The sequence below is a fragment of the Virgibacillus indicus genome (assembly GCF_002266285.1).
Classification (GTDB): Bacteria; Bacillota; Bacilli; order Bacillales; family Amphibacillaceae; genus Virgibacillus_K; species Virgibacillus_K indicus.
The window spans coordinates 361,271-373,115 of the sequence record NZ_NPMS01000001.1 but is presented as its reverse complement, the minus strand read 5'-3'; the positions used below and the strand labels follow the sequence as shown (position 1 = coordinate 373,115).

General features: G+C 36.2%; 15 protein-coding genes. 3 read left to right on the top strand and 12 right to left on the bottom strand.

The genetic code is table 11. The annotated features are described in order from the left end of the window. Positions 1 to 273: 273 nt before the first annotated feature. On the top strand, positions 274 to 540 hold the full coding sequence (gene rpsT, locus CIL03_RS01880) for a 30S ribosomal protein S20 (RefSeq protein WP_094883515.1): 267 nt from the start codon (positions 274 to 276) through the stop codon (positions 538 to 540). A gap of 67 nt (positions 541 to 607) precedes the next feature. Here the strand turns inward: rpsT and holA are convergent, their stop codons facing one another. Then, positions 608 to 1,621 carry a DNA polymerase III subunit delta gene (gene holA / locus CIL03_RS01875; protein WP_094883514.1) on the bottom strand — a complete coding sequence of 338 codons (1,014 nt, stop codon included), beginning with the start codon at positions 1,619 to 1,621 and terminating at the stop codon, positions 608 to 610. 343 nt (positions 1,622 to 1,964) lie between these two features. On the opposite strand from holA, the gene CIL03_RS01870 reads away from it, so the two are divergent. Continuing rightward, complete coding sequence (locus tag CIL03_RS01870) at positions 1,965 to 2,099, top strand: YqzM family protein (protein ID WP_094883513.1); 135 nt, start codon at positions 1,965 to 1,967, stop codon at positions 2,097 to 2,099. A gap of 221 nt (positions 2,100 to 2,320) precedes the next feature. Here the strand turns inward: CIL03_RS01870 and CIL03_RS01865 are convergent, their stop codons facing one another. From CIL03_RS01865 to CIL03_RS01815, 11 genes are all read right to left on the bottom strand, one after another. Continuing rightward, on the bottom strand, positions 2,321 to 4,603 hold the full coding sequence (locus CIL03_RS01865) for a DNA internalization-related competence protein ComEC/Rec2 (RefSeq protein WP_094883512.1): 2,283 nt from the start codon (positions 4,601 to 4,603) through the stop codon (positions 2,321 to 2,323). 87 nt (positions 4,604 to 4,690) lie between these two features. After that, positions 4,691 to 5,254: a ComE operon protein 2 gene (locus CIL03_RS01860; protein ID WP_094883511.1), complete on the bottom strand. Its 564-nt coding sequence runs from the start codon at positions 5,252 to 5,254 to the stop codon at positions 4,691 to 4,693. A gap of 196 nt (positions 5,255 to 5,450) precedes the next feature. After that, positions 5,451 to 6,047: a helix-hairpin-helix domain-containing protein gene (locus CIL03_RS01855; RefSeq protein WP_094883510.1), complete on the bottom strand. Its 597-nt coding sequence runs from the start codon at positions 6,045 to 6,047 to the stop codon at positions 5,451 to 5,453. 114 nt (positions 6,048 to 6,161) lie between these two features. After that, complete coding sequence (locus CIL03_RS01850; RefSeq protein ID WP_094883509.1) at positions 6,162 to 6,914, bottom strand: class I SAM-dependent DNA methyltransferase; 753 nt, start codon at positions 6,912 to 6,914, stop codon at positions 6,162 to 6,164. A gap of 2 nt (positions 6,915 to 6,916) precedes the next feature. Continuing rightward, on the bottom strand, positions 6,917 to 7,273 hold the full coding sequence (gene rsfS, locus CIL03_RS01845) for a ribosome silencing factor (RefSeq protein WP_094884419.1): 357 nt from the start codon (positions 7,271 to 7,273) through the stop codon (positions 6,917 to 6,919). Positions 7,274 to 7,276: 3 nt separating this feature from the next. After that, a complete protein-coding gene (gene yqeK / locus CIL03_RS01840; protein WP_094883508.1) occupies positions 7,277 to 7,846 on the bottom strand; it encodes a bis(5'-nucleosyl)-tetraphosphatase (symmetrical) YqeK in 570 nt (189 codons plus the stop codon). Then, entirely contained in the window at positions 7,836 to 8,402 is a 567-nt protein-coding gene (locus tag CIL03_RS01835; protein WP_094883507.1) for a nicotinate-nucleotide adenylyltransferase, read from the bottom strand. The genes yqeK and CIL03_RS01835 overlap by 11 nt, the downstream gene beginning before the upstream one ends. A gap of 15 nt (positions 8,403 to 8,417) precedes the next feature. Further along, complete coding sequence (gene yhbY, locus CIL03_RS01830) at positions 8,418 to 8,708, bottom strand: ribosome assembly RNA-binding protein YhbY (RefSeq protein ID WP_094883506.1); 291 nt, start codon at positions 8,706 to 8,708, stop codon at positions 8,418 to 8,420. 1 nt (position 8,709) lies between these two features. After that, complete coding sequence (aroE, locus tag CIL03_RS01825; protein WP_094883505.1) at positions 8,710 to 9,549, bottom strand: shikimate dehydrogenase; 840 nt, start codon at positions 9,547 to 9,549, stop codon at positions 8,710 to 8,712. Positions 9,550 to 9,560: 11 nt separating this feature from the next. Next, positions 9,561 to 10,658 (bottom strand): ribosome biogenesis GTPase YqeH, encoded by a 1,098-nt coding sequence (gene yqeH, locus CIL03_RS01820; protein ID WP_094883504.1) that lies wholly within the window; start codon positions 10,656 to 10,658, stop codon positions 9,561 to 9,563. A 2-nt stretch (positions 10,659 to 10,660) separates the two neighbouring features. Further along, positions 10,661 to 11,176, bottom strand: a complete 516-nt coding sequence (locus tag CIL03_RS01815; protein WP_094883503.1) for a YqeG family HAD IIIA-type phosphatase — start codon at positions 11,174 to 11,176, stop codon at positions 10,661 to 10,663. 439 nt (positions 11,177 to 11,615) lie between these two features. On the opposite strand from CIL03_RS01815, the gene sda reads away from it, so the two are divergent. Beyond that, complete coding sequence (gene sda, locus CIL03_RS01810; protein ID WP_094883502.1) at positions 11,616 to 11,774, top strand: sporulation histidine kinase inhibitor Sda; 159 nt, start codon at positions 11,616 to 11,618, stop codon at positions 11,772 to 11,774. Positions 11,775 to 11,845 lie beyond the last annotated feature (71 nt).

Sequence of the window (11,845 nt, the reverse complement as noted above, 5' to 3'; positions counted from 1 at the left end):
ATACTTGCTCTTTTTCCTCCACATTTATCCATCCTTTCAGCTGAAAACTTTTCAAATAATTTGGTACCATTTTGAACATCCTCTATTAGATTTTACAAATTAGCCAAAAACATACAATTTCAGCTATATAAAAGAAAAATATTGAAAACATGCCCTGTGTTTGGTAAAATGACTCTTGTCCACTATCAGTGCAAATGGGCATAGCCATTGCTTTAATATGAGGATAATGATTAAATGATTATTCAGGTATGAAAATACTTAGGAGGTGAAATAATGGCTAATATTAAATCTGCAATTAAACGTGTTGATACAAACAATAAAAAACGTGCTAACAATAATGCACAAAAATCTGAAATGCGTACACAAATTAAACGTGTTGAGAATTTAATTGAAGCAAAAGACGCTGAACAAGCAAAAGCTGCTCTTCTGACTACAACAAAGCATATTGACAAAGCTGTTCAAAAAGGAATTATTCACGAAAATAATGGCAACCGTCAAAAATCACGTCTTGCTAAAAAAGTAAACGAGCTTGGTGCATAAGAATCACACCGGGATGACAATTTCTTTCCATAAAAAAAACGATCCTTCGCTAAAGGATCGTTTTTTATTATGAAACTAAATCATACAATAATAATTCAAATGCCAGGCCTTTTTCCATTCCGCCCTGTTTCATTGTGGCATCCGCATTGGCTAATTTATTGATAATATCCTGTAATTTTTCAACGGTAAATCTTTTTTCTCTAGTAAGTGCTATTTTAATTACATAAGGATGTCCCCCAATCTGTTTCTGCATCTGCGATTGTGTATATCCCTTAAGTTTCAGGAGCTTAACACGCAGTATCGTTCGAAATTGAAATGCAAGCAGACCAATTAATGCGATTGGTTCTTCCTTCATTTTTTCCAGGTCCTTATATATTGCAATTGCTTTATGTAAATTTCGTTCAATTACAGCATCTGCAAGTCTTAATGAGGAGCTGTTAGATGTATGGGCAATTAAATCTTCAGCTATTTCTTTTGTAATAAGGCCGTTTTCACCGACATACAAAGCCAGTTTCGTCAACTCCGTCTCCAGCAATTGAAGATTGGCCGTAAGCTCTGTTTCAAATATTTCATATGCATCCGCAGCAATTGTGACATTTAATTCCATTGCAAGATTATTAATCCATTTCGATAATTCGTATTCCTTAATTGGATGACAAAGTGCAACAGTTGCATGCTTTTTCAGTAATTTGCTTATCTTTTTTCGTTCATCAATTTTTTCATATTCGGCAATGATGACAAGTACAGAATAATCAACAGGCGATTCGAGATAATTCTGCAGGCTGTCTAAATCATGTTCAAAAGGCAATTTATCCGGTTTTGCCTTTAGAAACCCCGGATTATTGGCAATGATTAATTTCTTTTCCCCAAAAAAAGGATAAGTTTCCACATCCGCAATAACCTCCTGTATTGGAGTCTCCTCTAAATCGTAAATGGAGAGATTTTCATCATCACCCTGTAAAACTTCTTTTATGATTTGACTTTTCAAATTTTGAATAAAATAACTTTCCGAACCATAGAGAAAAAAAATTGGGGTTATCTTTCCCTTCTTAATTTGCTGCAGTGTTTCCAAATAACTCAAGTTCAACCCTCCACTATGTACATCTATAGTATAATGGTAAAACGTAAGTTCGATAATAGCAAGCAAAAGTTGGAGGGAAACAAACACTTCAATATTTCCCTCCAGATCTATATAAACGTCTACTATACAGCTCTAGAAACTATATATTAAACGATATTTGTACCGGTAAAAAGGATTAAATCCTTTTACAGGCTGTATTTATAGATTGTCCCCGACAGATAAAAGTATAGTTGTTAAGTCTTTCTAAATATGCCAGAAGTATATTATCTGTGACAAATTTTAAACTTAAGTGGATTTTTTTATAAAATTAATTTATACTAATGATGATATAGGAGGGGTAGATGTGAACGAATTCGAAAAAGATCCACAAGCAAAAAATAATGATGTAGTTGACTCTATTAAAGGTTTTGGTTTCTCATTTATTTTCTTTGTCTTAGTATTTGCAATCGGTTCTGCAATTAGTGTTATCGGTCAATAATAAATACTTAACTAATCCAAACGAAAGAGACTGACTAACCTCAGTCTCTTTTTTGCTCATGATAAAAAAGTTTAAAAATTCAGGCGCTTTTTTGTTCGTTGTAAGGTGAGCCACGTCCAGCACAATCGCTAAAGCTGCAGTGGTCTTCCCTACCTTCTTAATCTAACCAAACATCTATTCGTTCGTGCTTTGTCTTCCAAAGTTCACTCGCTGCTTCTATACTATGGAATATATTTAAAAAATGTTCCATTATTGCCTTTGTACTGAAATTGTACTGCCCCATTTATGTCTGTACGCAGAATTTGAACATTCGCACCTTCCAATGTCTCCGTAACTCCAGGTGCAGGATGACCAAACATATTGTTCCGGCCAACGGAGATTAATCCATATAATGGCTTCACCTGATTGATAAATGATTCGTCTGTTGAGGTATTACTGCCATGGTGGGCAATTTTAAGGATATCTACAGATAAATTCGGATATGTTTTTATTAATTCATTTTCTTCTTCTTTTCCAATATCCCCAGTAAACAGCCAGTTTTCACCCCCCATGTTTGTAAATAAAACCAGAGAATTCTCATTTGCAGATAATTTATTTTTGTAAGGTGCAAGAACATGGAAAGTTTGTGTACCGATAATTACTTTGTCGCTTCTTTCCACCTGCTGCAATTCAATCCAATTATTTTGCAAAACAGGCTTCATTTCATCTGTAAAAGCATAAAAAGGGCTGACAGTTACTTTTTTTATATCGAATTCCTTCACGAGGCTTACTGCACTCCCCATATGATCGATGTCCTCATGTGTTAAAAACAGATGATCAACATAACCAATGCCCCTTGAGAACAAATATGGCTTAATAATTTGTTTGTATACACTGTCATTAGGCTGCTTATCTGTAAAAGAAAAGCGCGCCCCCGCATCAATGAATATAACACCCTCCCGGTAAGGCAGCTCAATAACAAAAGCATCTCCCTGGCCAATATCCAGCATAGTTACTCTTCCTTCCGGTGATAAATATGGCCTGACTGCCATACCAATCACTAACACTGTGATTCCGAGTCCAAATAAAAACGCCTGTATTGATTTTTGCTTTTGCAGTTTGTTCATGAACATATAATAAAGTACATAAAACAAAACAGCTGACAGGATTGGCAATGGACCGATAGTAAAGGGATAGTTTAAAGACATGTCAATTAGCTGAATAATATGAAGAGCTATTTGATGCACCTCTTTAAAAAGGGAATCAAAAATATTAGCGATTATTGGAAATGGGGACAGCATTAGCATAATAAACATAAATGGTATAACAAACAGTGAAAAATAAGGAACAACTAATACATTCAGTATGATGGACAAAGGTTGAAATGTATAAAAGTAGGCCAGCTGAAGCGGCAATATCATCAGTTGTGCTACGAAGCTTATATAAAAAACCTGTAATAATGCAGAATTCGTTTGGGAGATCCATTGTCTGGAAAGAAGCAAACCAAATGTAACCACAAAGGAAAGCTGAAAGCCTACATGATATACAATATATTTATCAACTAGAATTAACAGCAGAAAAACAATACTTAAAATATCTGTCACACTAAAATCCAGTCTTATTTTTCTAATGATGATGAACAGAAGTACCATTGTGGCAGAACGCCATACAGAGGGTTCTCCACCTGCAATTACGGCATAGACAGGCAAGAATAAGATCATCAGCCATTGGGCTTTTTCTTTCGTTACCAGATTAAGTTTGATTAACAGAAAATATACGAAACCAACCACCAGACCAATATGCAGGCCTGATATTGCCAGAATATGCGATAAACTCCAGCGCTGAAATAATTCAACAATATCTTCATCCAAGTGAGTATCATCTCCAAGGACTAAAGCATTCAGCCATGCAGCAGTCTCTTTGCTTATGTTTTCCATTACATGTGCCAGCAAATTATCTCTGATAGTAAAAATTCTGTTTAATGGTGAAGAACCTGTACAATTGATGTCATTTAGTGATTTGACTTTCACCTGGTAAGCAATCCCCTTACTTAATAGATACTTCTGATAATCAAACTGTCCAGGGTTTCTGCTATTTTCAGGAACTTCTATCTCACCTTTAATTGTACATACTGCGCCATGTTTTATTGTTGAGTGGTCATTAATTGAGGTTTGTTCCTTTTCATCCGGAAAATAAATGATCATGAATGAGGTGTTTGATGGGTTTTCAAATTTGAAGTCAACCTTTTTATTGGAAGCATGGATGGGACCGGTGATTTTACCGGAAATCTGGTTTATTTCCTTGGGGTATTCTGCGGTTGTCACATTATTTATATCGGGGATATACATATAAAAAAACAGGAAGAAGGCTATTGAAACCAGTACGACCAGCCTTCTTATCCTTTCATTATAAAACAGGTAAAACAGCCATATTAACAAACCCGCCGAAAACCAAAAAGTTTCTAAGCTGATTGTTAAAAAGCTTATTGTTACGGCAATCGCAATAAAATGCCAATGTCCTCTCACTTTGCATTCACCTGATTACTTTCATTATATTAGAGTAATATCGTATTGCCACTTGTCATAAAAATGGATCTGCAATTAAAAGCTTCCTCATAACTTAAATAAAGTTTCTGCTTCTTTTTTTAATTCAGCAAACTCCTGTTTATCGCTTTGCAATGATTCCATTTTATTAAATAAACTTTTAATAAAGTCATTTTTTGCCTTATAGTTTGTATCTACTGCTAAATAATCAAGTTCTACTTTCTTTGTTTCCACTCCTGCTTCTTTAAAAAGCTCTACAGCATATTCATGATTTTTGTAGTCTTCTGCATAGTAAACTGTATTGATGCCACTTTGGATAAGCTGTTTGCAGCATTGAAGACAAGGGAAGTGTGTTACATAAATATCAGCATTTTCCGTTGGGACACCGAATTTTGCGCACTGGAGCAGTGCATTTGCCTCAGCATGTACTGTACGCACACAATGCCCGTCAATCACAAAACATCCTTCATCTATGCAGTGAACACTTCCGGAAACACTTCCGTTATAGCCGCCTGCAATAATCCGTTTATCTCTTACGATGGTTGCACCAACCATTAATCTTGTACAGGTGCTTCTAAGTGCCAGCAGATGGCTTTGCGCCATAAAATATTGATCCCATGAGATTCGTTCCATCTTTGATGTCCCCCTATAATTCTTTTTTCTAGTTTGCTACATCACGTGCCAACGTCCTTGAAAAAGAAAGACACTTTTTCTGCCTGTTCTGATTCTCAGTGCAGCTTTCCTGTTCTGTGGACGCAGACCGTAAATCGCTATACGGGCCTCTTCGCTTTTTTTAGTTTACCGTTCATTTTTCTGTTTCGTCAATAGGTTAGGGTACTTGTATGTCATCTTTCAGTGTTTCCAGTGTTTTTTCACCAATCCCGGAGACCTCCAGCAAATCTTCCAGCGTTCTAAAAAATCCATACTCGTCCCTATGCTGAATAATCGCAGCAGCTTTTGACGGACCAATACCGCTCAGACTCTCTATTTCCTGTTGTGAGGCATAATTGATGCGGACTTTTTCTGAACCCGGGGGATTTGCATTTAACCCTTGATCAGACTCTCCAGCCTTTGGAATAATTATAATCATTTCATCCTGAACTTTTTGAGCAAGGTTTACCTGGGACTGATCTGCATCTTCAGAAAATCCGCCCGCAGTTTGAATCACATCATTCACTCTGGCATCCATTTCCATTTCATAAACACCTGGTTTCATCACTTCTCCTTTTACATCTACGATAGCTTTTAAGTTGTTTTGGTCTGCACTGTTTTGTTCAGTGCCATTTAATTCTAATGGATTTTCATCAACTGGGGAAAACTCTGCATTTGCTTGTTCAGTATTCTTTTCTTTTGTTAAAAAAAAGAATACTACAATACCAATGCCAATCACAATAAAAAAGGAATATTTTTTAAGCTGATGCAGCATTTGAGGATCACATCCTTTACTTGAAAGATAATAAGTGGAATAAGGGGATATATTATAATTCGACATTGTCTTTGAAAATCCTTTTTATAAAATAATAATAAAGATCAGGAAAATTTATCCTGATCTTTTTGTCGCCCGGAAGAAGATACGCTCTGCTTCTTCTTGGATAGTTTCCTCTTTTGTTGAAAAGTCCGCATACACTTTAATGTTCTCGAATCCTGCTTTTTTTAATAATTCTATATAAAAAGTAATGGGATAAGTGCGCTGGTGATGAAATTCATCAAATCGACTGTATTTATCTCCATCCAATGAGAAAAATGTCAAATCATGATACATTTCGCCTAGATGGTCCCCTTCCATACAAAACCAGATATAGGAAGTGTCTTCCATTACGTCAGCAAATGTCTGATTTATAAAATTATGCTGGACATGGAATAGGGAATGTACATCGAAAAGAAACAACCCTCCAGCCTTTAATATATTTGCAATATTATTGAAAGCTCCCTCCAATTCAGCTTCAGCAGTAATATAATTGATTACATCACAATAGCTGACTGCAGCATCAAAATTTTCCAGCCCCTGCAGTTCTCTTAAGTCTTGCTTAAGCCATTGAACAGATACATTTTGCTCGTTAGCTGTATGCTCTGCATATGTGAGCATATCTGCTGAATAATCCACACCAGTCAGCCGATAGCCTTCATTTGCCAGCCTTGATGTGATTACACCCGTGCCACACCCAAGATCAGCGACAGTATTGATATTTTTTCCGTGATTTCGAAAGGCTTCCAGTGTGAAATTTAGCCATTGGTCGTATGGTGCCTCTTCCATTAGTTTGTCATATAGATAGGCCATCTGCTGATATGCCATTTTTATCCTTCTTGCCCTATCTGCAGTGGAACACGGACAGCATCGCCCCATAACCGTTCCAAATTATAATAATTTCGTTCATCTTTATGGAAAATATGGCAGACGATATCTCCCAAATCAACCAGGATCCAGCGAGACTGTTCAAAACCTTCCATACGTTTAACAGCTATATCTCTTTCGTCCATAGCATCTTTTATTCCTCTTGAAATTGCCTGGACCTGTCTTTCATTACTTCCGTGACAGATTAAGAAATAATCAGCAACTAAGGAGACCTCATTCATATCCAAAGCCACAATATCTTCCGCTCTCTTGTCATCACAAGCCTCTGCCACGATTTGAAGTATTTCTTTATTTCCCATCAATTAATTACCTCCATATTGTTTTATTAAATCATTATATGCATGAAACGTTTCAGGGTAAATCGTTGCTTTTTTATTCATTAAAAATTGGATCGTGTTTCTCGATGCCAATAGGCATGCATGAGTTAAATCTTTTCTGGCCATGTTCCGAACCTCTTCTATCCCTGGGAAGCTTCTCCCAGGTTCAATATAATCAGCAAGAAAAATAACTTTTTCAATTTCACTCATATGCGCCCTGCCTGTTGTATGGTATTGAATCGGAAGCTGAATATCCGGATCCTTTATCCCGAATTCTCTCTCTATTAAAATTGCTCCAACAGGGCCATGCCATAATTCATGATGATAAAGAAGTAAATCCTTCGGCAGCCGGCTGCTTATTATCCATCTTTTCATTTCATCCAATGGACGGTATTTTGCGTAATCATGAAAGATAGCCGCAAGTTCAGTTTTTTCTTTTGATACTTTATATTGATCAGCTAAGCTTACTGCTGTCTCGGCAACTCTTAATGTGTGATCAAAACGTTTCTGAGTCAGATGGGGCCTAACATGTTCAATTGCTTCTTTAATTTCCATACAATTGTTTCTCCTTAATATATGCATAGACAGTTTCCGGGACTAAATAATTTACCGTCTGGTTCTTTGCTAACCGATTTCTGATAAATGTTGAAGAAATGTCAATCATCGGAATATCAACAGTTCTGACAGAGTAAGCTGAATCCAATTTGTACCCAGGGCGCCCAACTCCGACAAAGTTCACCAGATTAATCAATTCATCTACCCTGTTCCAATTCGGCAGATATTCTACCATGTCAGCACCGATAATAAAATAAAACTCATTTTCCGGAAAATCATTGTTTAATGCTTCCATTGTATCAAACGTATAGGATTTTCCTAATCGTTCTACTTCTATTGTATTCATCTGAAAAGAAGAATTATTCTTGATTGCCAGTTTAAGCATATTCATCCGATGCTCTGCTGCTGTCTTAGCCTTATCCTTATGCGGCGGAGTATATGAAGGAATAAACCATATCTCTCCCAGTTTTAAGGCCAGACGCACTTCTTCAGCAATTATTAAATGTCCCAAATGCGGCGGGTCAAAGGTTCCACCTAAAATTCCTATACGTTTCATGACAGACTCCTATATTTAAGGTAATTGGATTTTCTTATTTTCCCGGGATTCTTTATACAATACAATGTTATTTCCAATAATTTGAGCTACTTCCGCTCCGGTTCCCTCAGCAATTTCTGATGCAACCGTGTCCTTATCTTCCATACAATTTTGCAGAACACTAACTTTAATCAATTCCCTTTTTTCCAGAGCTTCATTTATCTGCTCAATCATATTCTCATTCACACCAGTTTTTCCAACTTGAAAAATCGGCTTCAAATGATGAGCTTCTGCACGTAAAAATCTTTTTTGTTTACCTGTTAACATATTATCTTCCTTCCAATATTAATTGTAATTCGCGGTCCAATCCATTCATTGCCACCTTTATATTTGTCCAGATTTCAAACGAATACTGGGCTTGATATAAAAGCATTGAATGTCCAAAATGAATCGCGGCACCAGCTTCTTCTGCCTGCTGAAGAAATTTTGTTTTTATGGGCTGATAAACAATGTCACTTACAACTGTCTCTGGCGGGACTTTATTTACATTAATAATCGTATTATCCACTAAAGGCTTCATACCCACATTTGTCGTTTGAATGATTACATCATAATTCCCGATATGCTGTTCCGCCTCGCTTAATGAAAGTACGTTTCCAGTTGATGAACCAAGTTTTTTTATTACATTTGCTTTTTCAATAGTTCGATTTGCAATGTCTATAAACTTAAATCCAGCCGCATCCAGTGCATAAAAGATGCCGCGGGCAGCTCCTCCAGAACCAACAATTAAAATACGGCTGGATTTATCTTCATGCAATTCTGGAAATCTATTTTTAAGTGAATGTAAAAACCCGATTCCATCAGTGTTGTAACCAATCCATTTACCATTTTGATTTGCAACCGTGTTTACCGCTCCCATGACATTGGCAGTTTGATCAATCTCATCTAAAAATGAAATGATTTTCTGCTTGTAAGGCACAGTAACATTAAAACCATTGATATTCATTTTTTTCAATTTGTTTATCTGTTCTTCAAATGAATCGTCAGGCGTTATCTCATTAATAAAGTATTCTCCATCTAATTCGGCTTTTTTTAAAAATTGTTGATGTATCCATGGTGATAATGAATGTTTGATTGGATAGCCGATAAGTGCAAATCGGTACTCCATGATTTCTCCCCCTAAAGCAGTGATTTTCGAATTGAAATGGCAGCCTCTTTTGGACTGTGCGCGGCAACAGAAGCATTTCCGGAAACACTTACCCATCCTAACCCGGGAAATACAATGTCTGTTTTCTCACCCGTAATACGGAAGGTGCTGGTCGTCCATTCCGGTAATTTGCCAATTGTTTCTTTATCTGGTGGTGATAATAGCTCGCCAATTTGATTGTTGTATAATTCATCAGCATTTTCTAATTTGGTGCGATGAATTGGCAGTTCATTTGCGAAATAGCATACAAACGGCTGCCTATCCCCTTTAATAAAATCAAGACGTGCCAAACCGCCAAAGAAAAGTGTTTGCTGATCATTCAACTGATAAACTTTTGCTTTTATCTCTTTTTTAGGTGTTATTATTTTTAGATCCTGATCACTTACATAATGGGCAATCTGCTGCCTATTTACAATTCCAGGGGTATCTATCAATGCAGTTTTTTCATCCAGCGGAATTTCAATAAAGCCCAGAGTCGTACCAGGAAAATAGGATGTAGTTATCACATCACTATATCCTGTAGATTGTTTTATTAACCGATTAATAAACGTAGATTTTCCGACATTTGTAGTACCCACTACATACACATCTTTACCTTGTCTTAACGCTTCAATACTGCTGGTTAGTTCTTCAATGCCATGTCCTTTAGTGGAAGAAATTAAGAATACATCTTCTGCTTTAATTCCCGCTTCGTTTGCAGATGATCTCAGCCATTGCGTTAACTTGCGTTTATTCGTGGATTTAGGCAGCAAATCCACTTTATTGCCTGCCAGAACGATTGGATTATTCCCAGTAATACGCTGCAGACTTTTAATAAGACTTCCACTTACATCAAAAATATCGATGACATGTACAACCAGAGCATCAGCGTTTCGTATAGAACTGATCATTTTCAAAAAATCGTCATCACTGACAGATACATCTTGTATCTCATTATAATGCTTTAGTCTGAAGCACCTCCGGCAAAGTATGTCTTCCTTTTCAAGTGATGATTTCGGGGTATATCCCGGTGCTTTAGGATCGGTGGTTTGGATGAGAACCCCGCAACCCTGGCAATAAATATTTTCCAATCTTATTCCTCCCAGCTGATTTTTCCTTTTCTGCGCATATAATTTAAAATTCTCCGTTCTATTTTCCGGTTGAATTTTGTAATTTTTCCGTCTGTCTGAACAATTGGAACAACTAAAATGGTATAGAATCCGGCGAAATTCCCACCAAGGACATCTGTCAATAATTGGTCCCCGATAACAACAATCTCATCTTTTCTCATTTCCATTTGCTGTGCTACTGATTTAAATGCGCGGCTTAGTGGTTTTCTGGCACTAAAAATAAACGGAGTACCAAGCGGTTCTGAGAAAACTTTTACACGTTCCTGTTTATTATTTGAAATTATTGTTACTTTTATATCGTTATCTTTCATCAGCTTAAACCACTGTATCACTTCAGGTGTTGCATCTTTTACATCCCATGCAACAAGAGTGTTGTCAAGATCCGTAATTATACCTTTGATTCCTTTTTGTTTTAAAATTGCAGGCTGAATATCAAATATACTTTTCACATGTTCATTTGGCAAAAATAATTTCAACAAGAATTACACCTCATCACTATCTTTCATATAGCTTTCATACAAATAAGTTTTCCATAATAATCCTATCACATATAATGCCTTCTTCTATAATATAGCAATTGTAAATCCAAGAAAAGAAAAAGCTGGTTTTATCTGTTAAAGCACACGTCAATGAATATGACAAGAAACCTCATTTTTATATGGATAACTGGTTATTCTATGCAAAAATCCGCTAACTTTTGCAAAAATCGTTCGACAAATAACTTCATTTTTCGCATTGTGGATAACTTTATCAACATTTTACGTGCCGTTATAATACCATTTGCATTAATAAAATGCATCTTATTCACAAGTTATCTACAGCAATATGTAGATAACTTATCCCTTGTCCAGCATGGTTTATCATGTTATTTTATTAATAACTTCAAAACACGAAAGACTTTTTAGGAGGGCAATATTCATGAAGCAATTATCAGATGAGTTATTGCTGGAATCGTACCATAAAGCATATGAATTGGATTTAAGCCCTGACTTTCTTTCTCTGATAGAAGAAGAAATTCATAGAAGGTATCTGTCTCATAAAATCAAATGTCCCAAATCAAGTTTATCAACATTATAATATAATCAGGTAATCTTTTAGCCCCTTGCTGTAATTAATATAGCAAGGGGTTATTTATTTTTCTTCTTTCG